At 70.7% G+C, this 16,109-nt stretch carries 16 protein-coding genes; 10 read left to right on the forward strand and 6 right to left on the reverse strand.

The genetic code is table 11. From position 1 onward, the window contains the following. Positions 1-178: 178 nt before the first annotated feature. The gene (locus ACQEVM_RS02970; protein ID WP_433074448.1) at positions 179-1,279 is read right to left on the reverse strand and encodes an NlpC/P60 family protein; all 1,101 of its coding nucleotides are present in this window, start codon (positions 1,277-1,279) and stop codon (positions 179-181) included. Positions 1,280-1,490: 211 nt separating this feature from the next. Next, positions 1,491-2,303, reverse strand: a complete 813-nt coding sequence (locus tag ACQEVM_RS02975; RefSeq protein ID WP_433074451.1) for a class I SAM-dependent methyltransferase — start codon at positions 2,301-2,303, stop codon at positions 1,491-1,493. 209 nt (positions 2,304-2,512) lie between these two features. Between ACQEVM_RS02975 and mshA the strand changes: the two genes are divergently transcribed. Then, positions 2,513-3,895: a D-inositol-3-phosphate glycosyltransferase gene (gene mshA, locus ACQEVM_RS02980; protein WP_433074454.1), complete on the forward strand. Its 1,383-nt coding sequence runs from the start codon at positions 2,513-2,515 to the stop codon at positions 3,893-3,895. After that, positions 3,888-4,373, forward strand: coding sequence for a YbjN domain-containing protein (locus tag ACQEVM_RS02985; RefSeq protein ID WP_433074457.1), 486 nt, complete (start codon positions 3,888-3,890; stop codon positions 4,371-4,373). Before mshA ends, ACQEVM_RS02985 begins: the two co-directional genes overlap by 8 nt. A 55-nt stretch (positions 4,374-4,428) precedes the next feature. Here the strand turns inward: ACQEVM_RS02985 and ACQEVM_RS02990 are convergent, their stop codons facing one another. Further along, a complete protein-coding gene (locus ACQEVM_RS02990; protein ID WP_433074460.1) occupies positions 4,429-5,766 on the reverse strand; it encodes an MFS transporter in 1,338 nt (445 codons plus the stop codon). A gap of 207 nt (positions 5,767-5,973) precedes the next feature. Between ACQEVM_RS02990 and ACQEVM_RS02995 the strand changes: the two genes are divergently transcribed. Next, positions 5,974-6,735, forward strand: a complete 762-nt coding sequence (locus ACQEVM_RS02995; protein ID WP_386527957.1) for a phosphoglyceromutase — start codon at positions 5,974-5,976, stop codon at positions 6,733-6,735. A 574-nt stretch (positions 6,736-7,309) separates the two neighbouring features. After that, positions 7,310-7,702 carry a hypothetical protein gene (locus ACQEVM_RS03000; protein ID WP_433074463.1) on the forward strand — a complete coding sequence of 131 codons (393 nt, stop codon included), beginning with the start codon at positions 7,310-7,312 and terminating at the stop codon, positions 7,700-7,702. Positions 7,703-7,903: 201 nt separating this feature from the next. On the opposite strand, the gene ACQEVM_RS03005 is transcribed toward ACQEVM_RS03000, so the two are convergent. Beyond that, positions 7,904-8,053 (reverse strand): hypothetical protein, encoded by a 150-nt coding sequence (locus ACQEVM_RS03005; protein ID WP_199826583.1) that lies wholly within the window; start codon positions 8,051-8,053, stop codon positions 7,904-7,906. A 190-nt stretch (positions 8,054-8,243) separates the two neighbouring features. Then, positions 8,244-8,921 carry a phosphate signaling complex protein PhoU gene (gene phoU, locus ACQEVM_RS03010; protein ID WP_053680829.1) on the reverse strand — a complete coding sequence of 226 codons (678 nt, stop codon included), beginning with the start codon at positions 8,919-8,921 and terminating at the stop codon, positions 8,244-8,246. Positions 8,922-9,151: 230 nt separating this feature from the next. Between phoU and ACQEVM_RS03015 the strand changes: the two genes are divergently transcribed. Next, positions 9,152-10,390: a sensor histidine kinase gene (locus ACQEVM_RS03015; protein WP_433074467.1), complete on the forward strand. Its 1,239-nt coding sequence runs from the start codon at positions 9,152-9,154 to the stop codon at positions 10,388-10,390. Next, positions 10,387-11,067, forward strand: coding sequence for a response regulator transcription factor (locus ACQEVM_RS03020; protein ID WP_030009598.1), 681 nt, complete (start codon positions 10,387-10,389; stop codon positions 11,065-11,067). Before ACQEVM_RS03015 ends, ACQEVM_RS03020 begins: the two co-directional genes overlap by 4 nt. Before the next feature lie 126 nt (positions 11,068-11,193). Here ACQEVM_RS03020 and ACQEVM_RS03025 read toward each other — a convergent pair whose 3' ends face one another. Then, a complete protein-coding gene (locus ACQEVM_RS03025) occupies positions 11,194-11,871 on the reverse strand; it encodes a DUF461 domain-containing protein (RefSeq protein WP_433074470.1) in 678 nt (225 codons plus the stop codon). Between the two features lie 614 nt (positions 11,872-12,485). On the opposite strand from ACQEVM_RS03025, the gene ACQEVM_RS03030 reads away from it, so the two are divergent. From ACQEVM_RS03030 to cysS, 4 genes are all read left to right on the forward strand, one after another. Beyond that, on the forward strand, positions 12,486-12,968 hold the full coding sequence (locus ACQEVM_RS03030; RefSeq protein ID WP_003953493.1) for a CarD family transcriptional regulator: 483 nt from the start codon (positions 12,486-12,488) through the stop codon (positions 12,966-12,968). Positions 12,969-13,299: 331 nt separating this feature from the next. After that, positions 13,300-14,046: a 2-C-methyl-D-erythritol 4-phosphate cytidylyltransferase gene (gene ispD, locus ACQEVM_RS03035; protein WP_433074473.1), complete on the forward strand. Its 747-nt coding sequence runs from the start codon at positions 13,300-13,302 to the stop codon at positions 14,044-14,046. Next, positions 14,036-14,542, forward strand: coding sequence for a 2-C-methyl-D-erythritol 2,4-cyclodiphosphate synthase (gene ispF, locus ACQEVM_RS03040; protein ID WP_433074475.1), 507 nt, complete (start codon positions 14,036-14,038; stop codon positions 14,540-14,542). Before ispD ends, ispF begins: the two co-directional genes overlap by 11 nt. A gap of 91 nt (positions 14,543-14,633) precedes the next feature. Next, a complete protein-coding gene (gene cysS, locus ACQEVM_RS03045; RefSeq protein WP_433074478.1) occupies positions 14,634-16,034 on the forward strand; it encodes a cysteine--tRNA ligase in 1,401 nt (466 codons plus the stop codon). Positions 16,035-16,109: the final 75 nt, after the last annotated feature.

Raw genomic sequence — 16,109 nt, forward strand, 5'->3', positions numbered from 1 at the left:
GAACCCAGAGCCGACCCCGGCTTCTCCGGGGCCGGGCAGGGACCCCGCCCCGCCCGGCAGGGCGCGGGGTCGGGATTCGCCGGGGCCGTGGGCCGTGGGTCGGGCGTCACGCGCCCCCGGCCCCGCCGGATCGGGCCGGCGAGAACCCCGCCGCTCCCACGAACCCGCCGCCGCGCGGCTACGCGTCCGGGCGGACGACCGCCTTGATCGGCATCGAGCCCGCGCCCGCCATCGTCACGTCGCGGCCGGGCCGTGGCGCGTGGACCATGGCCCCGTCCCCTACGTACATCCCGACATGGCTCGCGTCGTCGAAGTAGATGATCAGATCGCCCGGCCGCATGTCCTTCACCGCGACCTTCCGCAGCCGCAACTGTTCCTGCGAGGTCCGCGGGATGGCCTTGCCCGCCGCCAGCCAGGCCTGTGAGGTCAGGCCCGAGCAGTCGAAGGACCCGGGGCCCGTGGCGCCCCACTCGTAGGGCCTGCCTATCTGGGCCGTGGCGAACTGGACCGCTCTCTTGCCCGCGTCCGTCGCCTTGCCGTTGACGTCCTTCATCGCTCCGGACGACAGCCACTGCGTCTGGGCCTTGTACTGCGCTTCCTGCTCCAGCTGGAGCAGCCGGGCCTTCTCCTCGGCCTCCAGCTTGCTCTCCAGGTCCTGCGCGGCCTTGATCTTCTCCTCGATCCGCTTCTTGGACTTCTCCCGCTCGACCCGGTTGGCCTCCAGCTTCTGCCAGACCGTGCTCGCGTCCTTCGCGTACCGCTGGAGGTCGTGCTGGGTGCGGTCCAGCTCGGTCAGCAGGTCCGTGGTGGCCTTCTCGCCCTGCCGCAAGCGTGCCTTGGAGTCCAGGAACTGGCTCGGGCTGTCGCTCAGCACCAGCCGCGCGCCCGCCGGCAGTCCGCCCGAGCGGTACTGGGCCCGGGCGGCGGCGCCGGCCCGGTCCTTCAGCCCGGTGATCCGCTCCCGGCCGGCCACGATCAACTGTGCGATCTGGACGACCCGTTCCGACTGGACCTTCGTCTCGCTCTCCGCGAGGTTGTACGCGTCCGTGGCGCTTCCCGCCTGGCGGTACAGGTCCTCTATCTCCTTGCGGATCTGCTCCAGGGACTTGGCCCCCGGTTCGGGCATGGGCGCCGTCGGGGCTCCGGGCACGGAGGGAGCCGCGGGTGCCGCGTGCGCCGTCCCCGAGAGTCCGAGGCCCGGGGCCGTCAATATCGCCATCGCGCACAGCAGTGTGAGAGCGGATGCGCCCCGTCGGTGCGCTCGCTTCACGGTCCCCATGGTCCCCCCAGGTGCCCCGAGTCAGACCGATGTCATCCCACACCGGATCTGACTATTCATCAGTAACTTGGCACTGCCTTCGGGATGGTGCCACGAGTCCGTGAATTCCGACACCCTTTCGGGTGCCCCCCTGATCATCACCGGCCACGTCACGCCCGCCCCTGCCGACTCAACGGGCCGCCCCGGGCGCGGGTTCCCCGACGCGCGAGGTTCACCCCCTCGGGCGCAACGCCTCCCAACGCACCGTCAGTTCCCCCTGCCTCCACCGCACCGGCCCGTCCGCCAGCGGCCAAGTCCCGGCCAGCGCCCGGGCCGTGCGGATCCAGCGCTGCCGCGCCCCGTACGAGGCGTACGGGGCCGCCGCCGCCCACGCCCGGTCGAAGTCGCGCAGGAACGCGTGCACCGGCTCGCCCGGGACGTTCCGGTGGATCAATGCCTTCGGCAGCCGCTCGGCCAGGTCCGACGGCCGCTCCAGCGACCCCAGCCGGGTCGCGAACGTCACCGTGCGCGGCCCCTGCGGACCGAGCGCGACCCAGACGTGCCGGCGCCCGATCTCGTCGCAGGTCCCCTCGACGAGCAGCCCGCCGGGGGCCAGCCGGGCGCACAGCAGCCGCCACACCTCGTCGACCCGCTCCTCGTCGTACTGGCGCAGCACGTTCGCGGCGCGGATCAGCATCGGTGCCTCGCCGCCGTCCAGGGGCACCTCGAAGCCGCCGTGCCGGAAGGCCAGGCCCTCCCGTTCGTACGGCTTGGCACCCGCCACCCGCGCCGGCTCGATCTCGATGCCGACCACCCGCACGGCGGGGGCCGCCGCCCTCAGCCGCGCCAGCAGTTCCACCGCCGTCCACGGCGCCGCCCCGTAACCGAGGTCGACCGCGACGGGAGCCGTCGCCCGCCGCAGCGCCGCCCCGTGCGTCGCCGCGATCCAGCGGTCCATGCGACGCAGACGATTCGGGTTCGTTGTCCCGCGCGTCACGGTGCCCACGGGGCGTCTCGGGGGCGGCGGGGTGCTGCGGGAGGCCATGCGCCGAGCGTATGCGGAGCGCACACCCAACATAAAAATCCGGCAAACGACCGAGGAAAACGGTCGTCCCCGGAATGCGGGACACCGCCGTCCGGGTTGCACTGCTGGAAGGGCGCCGCCCGCGCTCCGTTCGCCATGCCGTCCGCGCGGCACCCGGTGTACGCGTCGTACGAGTCGCCCGAGTCGTCCGAGCGAGAGGAACTGCTCCCTTGAGCCAGTACGTGTCCCGCCTCGGCGGCAGCATCAGCGGTCGGATAGCCGCCGCCCGCAGCACCCGTCACGACCCGCCGCGCCTGCGCCTCCCGGCCGTCGGCCACCACCGCAAGCCGCGCCGCGTCGCCATGCTCAGCGTGCACACCTCACCGCTGCACCAGCCGGGGACCGGCGACGCGGGCGGGATGAACGTGTACATCGTCGAACTCGCCAAGCGCCTCGCCGCGATCAACATCGAGGTCGAGATCTTCACCCGGGCCACCACCGGAGGGCTCCCGTCGGCCGTCGAGCTGGCCCCCGGCGTCCTCGTGCGACACGTGGACGCGGGCCCCTACGAAGGTCTCGCCAAGGAGGAGCTGCCGGCGCAGCTGTGCGCCTTCACCCACGGTGTGATGCAGGCCTGGGCCGGGCACCGCCCCGGCTACTACGACCTCGTCCACTCCCACTACTGGCTCTCCGGCCACGTCGGGTGGCTCGCCGCCGAACGCTGGGGCGTGCCCCTCGTCCACGCCATGCACACCATGGCCAAGGTCAAGAACGCGGCGCTGGCCGAGGGCGACACGCCCGAACCGGCCGCCCGCGTCATCGGCGAGACCCAGATCGTCTCCGCAGCCGACCGGCTGATCGCGAACACCGCCGAGGAGGCGGACGAACTCGTACGGCACTACGAGGCCGACCCCGGGAAGGTGGCCGTCGTCCACCCCGGCGTGAACCTCGACCGGTTCACCGTCGGCGACGGCCGCGCCGCCGCCCGTGCCCGCCTCGGGCTGCCCCAGGGCGCCTGCATCCCCCTCTTCGCGGGCCGCATCCAGCCCCTCAAGGCCCCCGACGTCCTGCTGCGGGCCGTCGCGGAGCTGGTGGACCGGGACCCGACGCTGCGCAGGCGGCTCTTCGTCCCCGTCGTCGGCGGGCCGAGCGGCAGCGGGCTCGCCAAACCGGAGGGGCTGCAGAAACTCGCGGCGAAACTCGGCATCACCGACCTCGTGCACTTCCAGCCGCCGGTCACGCAGGACCGTCTCGCCGACTGGTTCCGCGCGGCCTCCGTCCTGGTCATGCCCTCGTACAACGAATCCTTCGGCCTCGTCGCCCTGGAGGCCCAGGCCACGGGCACGCCCGTCCTGGCCGCCGAGGTGGGTGGCCTGCCGGTGGCCGTCAACGACGGGGTCACGGGCATCCTCGTACCCGGCCACGACCCGGTGGACTATGCCCGTGAGCTGCGGCGTTTCGTCGACGACCCCGGTCTCACGGACCGGATGGGCGGCGAGGCGGCCCGGCACGCGCAGTTCTTCGGCTGGGACACGGCCGCGGCGGGCACCGCCGACGTCTACACCGCGGCCATGCATGATCATCGCCGTCGCGTACGCTCCCACCATGGCTGACACCGCCGAGATCATCGAAGCCACGCTGAACGGCGCCGAGCTGAGCTGGGAGAACCCGGACCCGGGCACGTACGTCGTCCGCCTCCCCGGCACCCGCAAGCTCTCCACGACCTGCTCGCTGCGGGTCGGCAAGCACTCCCTGTCGGTCAACGCCTTCGTCATCAGGCACCCCGACGAGAACGAGGCGGGCGTCCACCGCTGGCTGCTGGAGCGCAACCTCAAGCTGTACGGGATGGCCTACGCCGTCGACCGCCTCGGCGACGTGTACCTGACGGCCCGACTGCCGCTGACCGTGGTCACCCCGGACGACCTGGACCGTCTGCTGGGCACCGTCCTGGAGGCGGCGGACGGCGCCTTCAACACCCTGCTGGAACTCGGCTTCGCGAGCGCCATCCGCCGCGAGTACGAATGGCGGGTCTCCCGCGGCGAACCGACCTACAACCTCGACGCCTTCAAGCACCTGACCCGCCCGGAGTGACGCTCCGCACGGCATCGCGCCTTCGGGCGGCGGAACCTTCGAGCGGGGGTACCGGTCAGAGTTCGGCCGGGGTCGCGGCCGGCGTCCGCTCCGGCGTCGGCGTCTGGACCACCCCGGCGGGCTGGGCCGCCGGCACCTGGGTCGGGACCGGAGCCTCGACCACCGCAACCGGCGCCGCCGACTCGCCCACCTCGGGCAGGTTGCGCATCAGCAACCAGTAGCCCAGCGCCGCCACCGTGCCCAGACCGGCGGTGCCGGCCCACAGCCAGGAAGCGCCGAACCGGTCGATCGTGAACCCCGCCATCAGGGGGGCCACCAGCGAGGCCACGGCCCAGGACAGCGTGTACATGCCCTGGTAGCGGCCCCGGCCGTGCAGCGGGGACAGCCGGGCGACCAGCCCCATCTGCGTCGGCGAGTTCACGATCTCGGCCAGCGTCCACACGCACACGGCCAACCCCAGGCTCCACACGGCCCCGCCGAAGGCCGTCAGCGCGAATCCGTACCCGGCCAGCAGGGCCGACAGGACCAGCAGCATCTGCGGATCCCGGTGCTCGATGAACCGGGTGACCGGGATCTGGAGCAACACGATCAGCACCCCGTTCACGGCGATGACCAGCCCGTAGTCACCCGTCGAGAATCCGGCCTCGCCCATGGCCAGCGGCAGTCCGAACGAGCCCTGCATGAAGATCAGCGAGATCAGGAACGACAGCCCGACCACACCCATGAACCGGCCGTCCCGCAGCACCGTCCCCATCCCGATCTCGGGCTCGGCCGCCGCCTTCTCCGCGGCGCTCTTCTCCGGCCGGGACTCGGGCAGCTTCACGAACACCAGCACCGCGCACACCAGGGTCAGCGCGGCCTCGCCGAGGAATCCGGCGAGGTAGCTGTACTCGGCGATGAACCCCGCCACCGTCGCGGACACGGCGAAGCCCAGATTGATCGCCCAGTAGTTCAGCGCGAAGGCCCGGACCCGGTCCTCCGGCCGCACGATGTCCGCCATCATCGCCTGCACCGCCGGGCGCGAGGCGTTCGAGGTCATGCCCACCAGCAGGGCCACCGCGGCAATCGCCGCCGGGTGTTCCATGAAGCCGAGCAGCGCCACCGAGAACGCCGTCGACGCCTGCGCCGCCACCAGCGTCGGCCGCCGCCCCAGCCGGTCGGTCATCACCCCCGCGACCAGCGAGGACACCACACCGCCCAGCCCGTGCAGGGCCACCACCAGACCGGCGAACGAGCCCGAGTAGCCCCGCTCCAAAGTCAGGTACAACGTCATGAACGTGGCGACGAACGCCCCGAGCCGGTTGACGAGGGTGCTCGTCCACAACCACCAGAACGCGCGCGGAAGCCCCCCCACGCTTTCCCGGGCAATCCGTGTCAAACGGCCTGTGAACATACGGATTCCCCCGGGATATGTAAGTGCCTCTATGGCTTTCCGCATGCTACGAACGCCCGTGGTGCCCCGCCAGTCAATTGACGCCGAACGTCAAACGAGCCCCTCCCGAGGGCCGAGCGAGAGGGGTCCTGCGGCCCGCGCGAAAGGCCCCGGATCCCCCCGGACACCGCGCGCGAGCGCCCCGGAGCGTCCATTAGGCTCGTACGCATGGCCGACGCACCGTACAAGCTGATCCTCCTCCGTCACGGCGAGAGCGAGTGGAACGCGAAGAACCTGTTCACCGGCTGGGTGGACGTCAATCTCAACGAGAAGGGCGAGAAGGAGGCGGTCCGCGGCGGTGAGCTGCTCAAGGACGCCGGCCTGCTCCCCGACGTCGTGCACACCTCGCTCCAGAAGCGCGCGATCCGCACCGCGCAGATGGCGCTGGAGGCAGCCGACCGTCACTGGATTCCCGTCCACCGCTCCTGGCGCCTGAACGAGCGCCACTACGGCGCCCTCCAGGGCAAGGACAAGGCCCAGACCCTCGCCGAGTTCGGCGAGGAGCAGTTCATGCTGTGGCGCCGCTCGTACGACACCCCGCCGCCGGCCCTCGAAGACGGCACGGAGTACTCGCAGTCCGAGGACCCGCGCTACGCGACCATCCCGCCGGAGCTGCGCCCGAAGACCGAGTGCCTCAAGGACGTCGTCGTCCGCATGCTGCCGTACTGGTACGACGGCATCGTCCCGGACCTGCTCGCCGGCCGCACCGTCCTGGTCGCCGCGCACGGCAACTCGCTGCGCGCCCTGGTCAAGCACCTGGACGGCGTCTCCGACGAGGACATCGCGGGCCTCAACATCCCGACCGGCATCCCGCTCGCCTACGAGCTGGACGCCGAGTTCAAGCCCCTCAACCCGGGCGGCACCTACCTCGACCCGGCCGCCGCCGCGGCCGCCATCGAGGCCGTCAAGAACCAGGGCAAGAAGAAGTAGTTGTAGCGACCATGCCCCTGACCTGCGCACACGGCGCAGATCGGGGGCATTCGTTTGCCCCGGGCCCACTGTGGGCCCTCAGCGCGGGGGACCGTCCGGCCGCAGAGCCCTCCCAAGAGCCTCCCGCGCGCGGTCCCGGCTGGCCGACTTCGGCGCCCTGGACCTGCGTGCCTCTGGCGTCACGGCTGCCGTGACGCCCGCGACGCTGAGGCTCCTTCCGGGCGCCGCGTAGTTGTGGGGCGGCCGGTTACCGGTTACAGGCCGCGTGGACGCCGGTTCGCGCAGCTCAGGGCGAGAAGGGGCGGCGTCTGCGGCCGGTAATCGGTAACCGGTGACCGTGTCCCGTGTCGCTGACCGTTTTGATCTCCCCTGCCTTCGACCGCTGGCAGCGCGCCGAACTCACACGAACGGGGGATGTTTTGGCAGGTCAGGGGGATTGCGTGGGAATCGCCACTAACGTGATCACTTGCGTGGCAACGGGCTGATTACTGCCGGTGCGACTGTCGATACCTATGCCAACTGATCAGTGGATAGGCCGCAATTCATGATGAATGCGGCCGAGATGGGAAGAACCATGCGCGTCCGATCTCTCACCCTTGTCGTCGCAGCAGTGGCGTCCGTGCCGCTCCTGACCGGTACCGCTTCGGCCGCTCCTGCGGACATGAACGCCCCTTATGCGCGCGCTGCTGCCCGTGTGGCCGCTGACGGGTCGCTCCTGTCCACCAAGAACGTCTCGTCGTCGGCGCGGCTCAATGGGCGGCCCGCGGGCTACTACTGCGTGCAGGTGTCCGACCCCACCGTCGACCTGCGCGACGCGGCAGTGCTCGCCACGGTCAACAACCAGCGGGCCATGATCACCGCCATTCCGAACAGCAGCTGCAATGGGCAGACCCGCACCATCACGATCGTGACGACCAACTACAACAACGACCCGGTCGACGTTCCGTTCACCGTCGCGGTCATGTAACCGACTTGGCGAGGTGCCTCGTGCGGGTGCGGGGCTCTGACACCGTCAGGAGGTGGCGTTTGTCAGGCGATCGCTCGGCGCACCGCTCACAGCGACTCATGTCCGGGGCTGCGGTGGTTCGGCGAAGACGCCGAACAGCACGAAGGGCCCCGGCCGACGGGTCGGACGGGGCCCTCGCGTACGTGCATCCGGCGGGCGGGGTCAGCCGCCGCACTGGCAGGGGGCGCCGGACTGGCAGCCGCAGCCGCAGCCCGAGCCGCACCCGCAGGCCGCGAGCAACGGAAGGCGGAGCGGCTCCCGGGGCTGCGGCTGCTCGTGTTCCGGGGTGATGGGGACGGGGGAATCGGACATGGATCCTCCTCGCAGGCGGCGTGCGCACAGGTCGTCGTCGTACGGCGTGGTGCCTTCGTGCCTTCGCCTCATTCATGCCCAGCCGCACCGGCGCGTCAACGGCGCATTGGGGCTCGCCCCGATCCACCCGGCGCCCGCCCCCGACCCGACGGCGCGCCGCCCCCCGACCCCGCCCGACCGGTCACACGCGTCAGATGCCCTCCACCTGCGTCGGCTGCTGCAGCTCGTCCGCGTGCTCACCCGTCACCAGGTACACGACGCGCTTCGCGACCGACACCGCGTGGTCCGCGAACCGCTCGTAGTACCGGCCCAGCAGCGTCACGTCGACGGCCGTCTCGATGCCGTGCTTCCAGCGGTCGTCCATCAGGTGCTGGAACAGCGTGCGGTGCAACTGGTCCATCTCGTCGTCGTCCTGCTCCAGCTGGAGAGCCAGGTCGACGTCCTTCGTGATGATGACCTCGGCCGCCTTCGCCATCAGGCGCTGCGCCAACTGGCCCATCTCCAGGATGGTCGCGTGCAGGTCACGCGGGACCGCCGTGTCCGGGAAGCGCAGTCGCGCCAGCTTCGCCACGTGCTGCGCCAGGTCGCCGGAGCGCTCCAGGTCGGCGCTCATCCGCAGCGAGGTCACGACGATGCGCAGGTCGGTGGCGACCGGCTGCTGTCGTGCCAGCAGGGCGATGGCCCGAGCCTCGAGGTCGTGCTGGAGATCGTCGACCTTCTGGTCCCCGGCGATGACGCTCTCGGCCAGCTTCAGGTCGGCGTCGAGCATGGAGGTCGTGGCCCGCCCGATCGCGGAACCGACGAGCCGGGCCATCTCGACCAGGCTTTCTCCGATCGAGTCCAGTTCCTCGTGGTACGCGTCGCGCATGGTGGTCCCTCTCTCGACTGCTCGCCCGCTGATGTCGCGGACTCTTACTACTACTGCCCTATCGCTGCGTGGCTTCTTGCCTCACGTTGCCACGGTGGGCCTCGAACGCGTCCGACTCCGGCACCGCAAGTGAATCAACCCCGTCGCCAGGGTGAACTCTGGGCGACGAGTGTTCGAGCTGCCACCCGAACGGCTGTGGAAGTGCCGTTGCACCTGCTTAACCTGGGTGCATGGACGTGAACGCGGCGGTCGCCGCAGCTGCAGCGATTGCCGGTCTTTGCACCGGTGTGATCGCGATGCTGGCGTTCCGCTGGAGCGAGCGCGACCAGGCCCGCCCCACCCGGAGCTCCATGCGCCCCGACATCAACGCGGTGCTCCCGCCCGGCGTGGACACCGTGCTGTCCGTGCTCCGCTCCTCCGCCGTCGTCCTCGACGAGGGCGACGCGGTGGTCAAGGCCAGCTCGGCGGCGTACGCGCTGGGGCTGGTCCGCGGCGGCAAGCTCGCCGTGGAACCCATGCTCCACATGGCGCGCGACACCCGCCGGGACGGCGAGATACGACAGATCGAACTGGACCTGCCCCGCCGCGGCACCGGCCGCGGCGAGGCTCTCGCGGTCTCCGCCCGCGTGGCGCCGCTGGGCTCCCGCCTGGTGCTGCTGCTCGTCGAGGACCTCACCGAGGCCCGCCGCATCGAGGCGGTGCGCCGCGACTTCGTCGCGAACGTGTCGCACGAGCTGAAGACCCCCGTCGGGGCGATCTCCCTCCTCTCGGAGGCGGTCATGGACGCCAGCGACGACCCCGAGGCGGTCAGCCGCTTCGCGGGCCGGATGCAGATCGAGTCCACCCGCCTGATCAACCTCGTACAGGAACTCATCGACCTCTCCCGGGTGCAGAACGACGAGGCCCTGGAGGACGCCGAGCCCGTGCGGGTGGACACCCTCGTGGCCGAGGCCATCGACCGCTGTCGGCACACGGCCACCTCCAAGCAGATCACCATGGCCGCCGGCGGCACCGCCGAACTGCGGGTGTGGGGACATCGGGGGCAGCTGGCGGCGGCCCTCGGGAACCTGGTGGAGAACGCCGTCAACTACAGCCCGGCCCGGACCCGCGTCGGCATCGCCGCGCGCCGGGTCACCGCGCCGGGAGGAGACTTGATCGAGATAGCCGTGACCGACCAGGGCATCGGCATCCCGGAGAAGGACCGCGAGCGTGTCTTCGAGCGCTTCTACCGCGTGGACCCGGCCCGCTCCCGCGCCACGGGAGGAACCGGACTGGGCCTCGCTATCGTGAAGCACGTGGCGGCATCGCACGGCGGGGAGGTGTCGGTGTGGAGCTCCGAGGGCCAGGGCTCCACCTTCACCCTGCGCCTGCCCGAAGCGGCCGCGCAGGCTCCTGCGACGGCCCCCGCACCCGCCCGACCCCTGCTTGAAACCGAAACAGCCATCCCTGCCCCGGAGGTCCTTCCGTGACCCGAGTGCTCGTCGTCGAGGATGAGGAATCCTTCAGCGACGCCCTGTCCTACATGCTCCGCAAGGAGGGCTTCGAGGTCGCCATCGCAGCGACCGGGCCCGACGGGCTCGACGAGTTCGAGCGCAACGGCGCCGACCTCGTCCTCCTCGACCTGATGCTCCCCGGCCTCCCCGGCACCGAGGTCTGCCGGCAGCTGCGCGGCCGTTCCAACGTCCCCGTGATCATGGTGACCGCCAAGGACAGCGAGATCGACAAGGTCGTCGGGCTGGAGATAGGAGCCGACGACTACGTCACCAAGCCCTTCTCCTCGCGGGAGCTGGTCGCCCGCATCCGCGCGGTGCTGCGGCGCCGCGGCGAGCCGGAGGAGGTCACCCCGGCGGCCCTGGAGGCCGGTCCGGTACGGATGGACGTGGACCGGCACGTGGTCACGGTCTCCGGCGGCAAGGTGGACCTCCCGCTCAAGGAGTTCGACCTGCTGGAGATGCTGCTGCGCAACGCGGGCCGCGTACTGACCCGCATGCAGCTCATCGACCGGGTCTGGGGCGCCGACTACGTCGGTGACACCAAGACCCTCGACGTCCACGTCAAGCGCCTGCGCGCCAAGATCGAGCCGGACCCGGGCGCCCCGCGCTACCTGGTCACCGTGCGCGGCCTGGGCTACAAGTTCGAGCCGTAGGCCGATGCCGCCGATCCGACCCCGACCCGGGTCGGTTCGCGCAACGGGAAACGGGAAACGGGAAGGGCCCCCGACCGCCGGAGCGGTCGGGGGCCCTTCCCGTACGTACGTCGTGACGGCTGGGGCTCAGTGCGCGGCGCTCTGCGACGGGGAACCCGAGGGCTTGCCCGAGGCCGCACCCGACGGGGTGCCCGCGGCGGACCCGGAGGGGCCACCGGACGGGGTGCCCGAGGGGGATCCGGAGGCGGCACCGGACGGGGAGGCCGACGGGCTCGGCGCGGCGGCCGGGGCCACGGTCGGGCCGTAGCCCGCGTACATGCCCGCGGCCGGGACCACGAAGGCGTCCAGCGCCACGTCGCCGGTGCTGCTGAGCTGGAAGGTGACCTTCTGGACGTTCCCGTCCTCGACGGCCTCGCGGCCGCCCACGACCACGGCGGAGGCGTTGCCCGTGCCGCCCAGGACGACGGAGCCGCCGGCAGGCACGGTGATCTTGCCCGCGCCCTCGGCGTTCTTCAGGACGACCTTGCTCTTGCCACCCGCGAGGGTGATGCCGTCAAGGGTCTGCGCCTGGGTGCCGGTGTTGAAGACCGTCGCCGAGACGGCCGCCGGGCCCTTCTTGTCCTGCTCGCTCTGGGTGATCACCAGAGCGTTCTGGATCTTGATATCGCCCTTGGTGATGGCGGCGTTGTCAGGCTTGATCTCGAGGGTCTGGGCGTTGTTGCCCGCTCCGCATGCGGCGAGCGCAGCGATCGAGAAGACGACGGCGGTAGCGGCGAGGGCGCCGCGTCGAAGGCTGCGGCTCACGGCGGCGGCAACTCCTTGGACGTTCGGACGGAGGGTGGACGCCCCCAGCCAGTGCGCTGGGAGGTTCCCCCTGGGGCGGCTGAGGTAAAGCCGTCCTAAGGGTGTGTCAGCGCGCTTAGGTTACCGAGCCGCCGCCCCGCCCCCGCACCCGACCCTCCGCAGCGTGCCGGCCGCCCTGTGCCCGTTCGACGATCACCCCGCGATCCGCGGGGGATCCGTCCGTGATCTCGCATTCCCCATATCGCGCGCCGGCCGTTCGATGATCAATTCCGGGATTCCTTCGAACACCCCTCGATGATCAATTCGGGGATTGGGCCGGAACCGCTCCGTACGTCCGCCCGCCAGTCGAACGGAGTAGTCGGGTTTTCGGTTGTCGAAGCGGTCAAAACGGGACGTACGTCACACTGGACGAGGTACCCGTCAGGTGTAACGTGGCCGTTTCTCCTGGTCCGCACAGCACCTCCGACCTGCGAATACCCCCTTCCGGAAGCCCTTCGCAGCACGTTCGCCTCGCTGTTGTCAAGCCCCGAGATGTGCCCTGACCTGCGAAAACGCCATTCATAACAGTCCGTTCTCGTGTTACCCTGGATAGCCACGGAAGGGGTACCTGTCACATGACGTTCAAGGTTGGCGACACCGTGGTCTATCCCCATCACGGGGCCGCGCTGATCGAGGCCATTGAGACTCGTCAGATCAAAGGCGTGGACAAGACCTACTTGGTGCTCAAGGTCGCCCAGGGCGACCTGACGGTTCGTGTGCCTGCGGACAATGCGGAGTTCGTCGGCGTTCGCGACGTAGTCGGCCAGGACGGGCTGGACCGGGTCTTCGAGGTGCTTCGCGCACCGTATGCCGAAGAGCCGACGAACTGGTCCCGGCGCTACAAGGCAAATCTGGAGAAGCTCGCTTCTGGCGATGTCATCAAGGTCGCCGAGGTCGTGCGTGACCTGTGGCGTCGTGAGCGCGAGCGCGGGCTTTCCGCGGGTGAGAAGCGCATGCTCGCCAAGGCGCGCCAGATCCTGGTGAGTGAACTCGCGCTCGCCGAGAACACCAACGAGGACAAGGCCGAGGCTCTCCTCGACGAGGTTCTCGCGTCCTGACGCGAACACCGGTCGTACGCAACCGGTCGTACACAGTCGTGCCGCGGTGCCCGATGACAAGGAAACTTGTCGCCGGGCGCTGCGGCATGTCTGTACCCATGCCTGTGCCCACTGCTTGCGCCGCTTGTTCCACGGAACGCGCTCCGCGGTGCCCACCCTGCTGGTTTTCACACTGTGGTGCAACCCTCACCGAGGTGCGGATCTCACTGGCGTGCCGGGTCCGGGCAGCCGGCTCGACCGGTCGTCACGGAAGGGGCGAGGGCGTCGCACCCGGCACCCTTGAGGCCATACCCATGTCGGCCGAAGTCACAAACCTGGCTCGGAGCTACTGATGTCTGACGAAACGCCCACCCCCCGCACCGCCGCCGTGATCCCGGCGGCCGGGCGCGGGCTGCGCCTCGGTCCCGGTGCCCCCAAGGCGCTGCGGACCCTCGGCGGGATCCCCATGCTGATCCACGCCGTCCGCGCGATGGCCCGCTCCCGCGCGGTCTCCCTCGTCGTGGTCGTCGCACCGCCCGACGACGTACCCGAGGTGCGCCGCATGCTCGACGAGCACGCGCTGCCCGAGCGGACCGAGACCCTCGTGGTCCCCGGCGGCGGGACCCGCCAGGAGTCCGTGCGCGCCGGGCTCGACGCGCTGCCGGCCGACGTCCGTGTCGTGCTGATCCACGACGCGGCGCGACCGCTGGTACCCGTGGACACCGTCGACTCCGTCGTCGAGGCCGTCCGCCGGGGCGCCCCCGCCGTGGTGCCGGCGCTGCCGTTGGCCGACACCGTCAAGGAGGTCGAGCCCGGCAGGCCCGGCGAGCCCGAGCCGGTGGTCGCCACGCCCGATCGGGCCCGACTGCGCGCCGTGCAGACCCCGCAGGGCTTCGACCTCGCCACTCTCGTACGGGCCCACGAGCGGGTCGCCGTACGGGGCGAGGGCGCGACCGACGACGCCGGCATGGTGGAACAACTGGGCGTCACCGTCGTGGTGGTGCCCGGCCACGAAGAGGCCTTCAAGGTGACCCGTCCGCTCGACCTGGTCCTCGCCGAGGCCGTACTCGCCCGCAGGAGGGCCACCGATGCCTACTAGTCCCTTGATCCCGCAGGTCGGCATCGGCACCGACGTGCACGCCTTCGAGACCGGTCGCGAACTGTGGTGCGCGGGCCTGTTGTGGGAGGGGGAGGACGGCCTCGCCGGTCACTCCGACGGCGACGTCGCCGCGCACGCGGCCTGTGACGCCCTCTTCTCGGCCGCCGGAGTCGGCGACCTCGGCGCGCACTTCGGTACCTCCCGCCCCGAGTGGTCCGGCGCCGCCGGTGTCGTCCTGCTGGCGGAGGCCGCCCGGATCGTACGGGCCGAGGGCTTCGAGATCGGCAACATCGCGATCCAGGTGATCGGTGTCCGCCCGAAGATCGGCAGGCGGCGCGAAGAGGCACAGAAGGCGCTCGCCGCCGCAGCGGGCGCCCCTGTCGCCGTGTCCGGAACCACGACCGACGGACTGGGTCTGACCGGCCGGGCCGAGGGCCTCGCCGCCATCGCCACGGCCCTCGTCTACCGGACGAACACCGGGAAATCGCCCGAGTGAGAGCGTTCGCGCCGGGTCTCGTGCCACAAACGTCACCCCGCGTCCCCAAAGGGTCGCGGGGCACTGCTACGCGCGCACTACCCTGGATGCCGTGACTATTCGCCTGTACGACACCAGCGCCCGGCAGATCCGTGACTTCACCCCCCTCACGCCGGGCTGTGTCTCGATCTACCTCTGCGGCGCCACGGTGCAGGCCGCCCCGCACATCGGGCACGTCCGTTCGTACCTGAACTTCGACATCATGCGCCGCTGGTTCGCCTACCGCGGCCTCGACGTCACCTTCATCCGCAACGTCACCGACATCGACGACAAGATCATCGCGAAGGCCGAGACGCAGGGCCGCCCCTGGTGGTCCATCGGCTACGAGAACGAGCGCGCCTTCAACGACGGCTACGACGCGCTGGGCTGCCTCCCGCCCACGTACGAGCCCCGCGCCACCGGGCACGTGCCGGAGATGATCGAGATGATGCGCACGCTCATCGAGCGCGGTCACGCCTACGAGGCGGACGGCAACGTCTACTTCGACGTGCGTTCCTTCCCCGGCTACCTGGAACTCTCCAACCAGAACATCGACGACCTGCGCCAGCCCTCCGAGAAGGGCATCACGGGCAAGCGGGACCCCCGCGACTTCGCGATGTGGAAGGCGACCAAGCCCGGCGAGCCCGACTGGGAGACCCCCTGGGGCCGCGGTCGCCCCGGCTGGCACCTCGAATGCTCCGCCATGGCGCACAAGTACCTCGGCAGCGCCTTCGACATCCACGGCGGCGGGCTCGACCTGATCTTCCCGCACCACGAGAACGAGATCGCCCAGGCCAAGGCCTACGGCGACGAGTTCGCGAAGTACTGGGTGCACAACGCCTGGGTCACCATGTCCGGCGAGAAGATGTCCAAGTCCCTCGGGAACTCGGTCCTCATCTCCGAGATGCTCAAGCAGTGGCGCCCGATCGTCCTGCGCTACTACCTCGGCACCCCCCACTACCGCTCGATGATCGAGTACGGCGAGGAGTCGCTGCGCGAGGCGGAGTCGGCCTTCGCGCGCATCGAGGGCTTCTACCAGCGCGTCATCGAGAAGGCCGGCGGACCCGTGGAGCCCGCCGCGGAGGTCCCGCTCGCCTTCGCCGAGGTCATGGACGACGACCTCGGCGTCCCGCAGGCGCTGGCCATCGTCCACACCGCGGTCCGCCAGGGCAACAGCGCCCTGGCCGCCGACGACAAGGACGCGGCCATCGCGCGTCTGTCCGAGGTGCGGGCCATGCTGGGCATCCTCGGCCTGGACCCGCTCGACCCGCACTGGGCGGGCGAGACCGACCGGGGCGAGGACCTGCACGGCGCCGTGGACACGCTCGTACGCCTCGTCCTGGAGCAGCGCGAGTCCGCCCGCGGCCGCAAGGACTGGGCGACCGCCGACACCATCCGCGACCAGCTCCAGCAATCCGGCCTGGTCATCGAGGACAGCCCCACGGGACCCCGTTGGACGCTCGGCGCCCGCTGAGCCCATCGGAGCAGTACCACCGGAGCAGTCCGACTGTGCCGCCCGGCCCCCCGGGCGGCACACTCTTCATACGTA

This window comes from Streptomyces sp. CA-243310 (genome assembly GCF_050936775.1).
Classification (GTDB): Bacteria; Actinomycetota; Actinomycetes; order Streptomycetales; family Streptomycetaceae; genus Streptomyces.

Bases quoted from the DNA above. Each gene is read 5' to 3' on its own strand.
- ACQEVM_RS02970 (WP_433074448.1), bottom strand. From the start codon at position 1,279: ATGGGGACCGTGAAGCGAGCGCACCGACGGGGCGCATCCGCTCTCACA.
- ACQEVM_RS02975 (WP_433074451.1), bottom strand. From the start codon at position 2,303: ATGGCCTCCCGCAGCACCCCGCCGCCCCCGAGACGCCCCGTGGGCACC.
- ACQEVM_RS02985 (WP_433074457.1), top strand. From the start codon at position 3,888: ATGGCTGACACCGCCGAGATCATCGAAGCCACGCTGAACGGCGCCGAG.
- ACQEVM_RS02990 (WP_433074460.1), bottom strand. From the start codon at position 5,766: ATGTTCACAGGCCGTTTGACACGGATTGCCCGGGAAAGCGTGGGGGGG.
- ACQEVM_RS02995 (WP_386527957.1), top strand. From the start codon at position 5,974: ATGGCCGACGCACCGTACAAGCTGATCCTCCTCCGTCACGGCGAGAGC.
- ACQEVM_RS03000 (WP_433074463.1), top strand. From the start codon at position 7,310: ATGCGCGTCCGATCTCTCACCCTTGTCGTCGCAGCAGTGGCGTCCGTG.
- ACQEVM_RS03005 (WP_199826583.1), bottom strand. From the start codon at position 8,053: ATGTCCGATTCCCCCGTCCCCATCACCCCGGAACACGAGCAGCCGCAG.
- phoU (WP_053680829.1), bottom strand. From the start codon at position 8,921: ATGCGCGACGCGTACCACGAGGAACTGGACTCGATCGGAGAAAGCCTG.
- ACQEVM_RS03015 (WP_433074467.1), top strand. From the start codon at position 9,152: ATGGACGTGAACGCGGCGGTCGCCGCAGCTGCAGCGATTGCCGGTCTT.
- ACQEVM_RS03030 (WP_003953493.1), top strand. From the start codon at position 12,486: ATGACGTTCAAGGTTGGCGACACCGTGGTCTATCCCCATCACGGGGCC.
- ispD (WP_433074473.1), top strand. From the start codon at position 13,300: ATGTCTGACGAAACGCCCACCCCCCGCACCGCCGCCGTGATCCCGGCG.
- ispF (WP_433074475.1), top strand. From the start codon at position 14,036: ATGCCTACTAGTCCCTTGATCCCGCAGGTCGGCATCGGCACCGACGTG.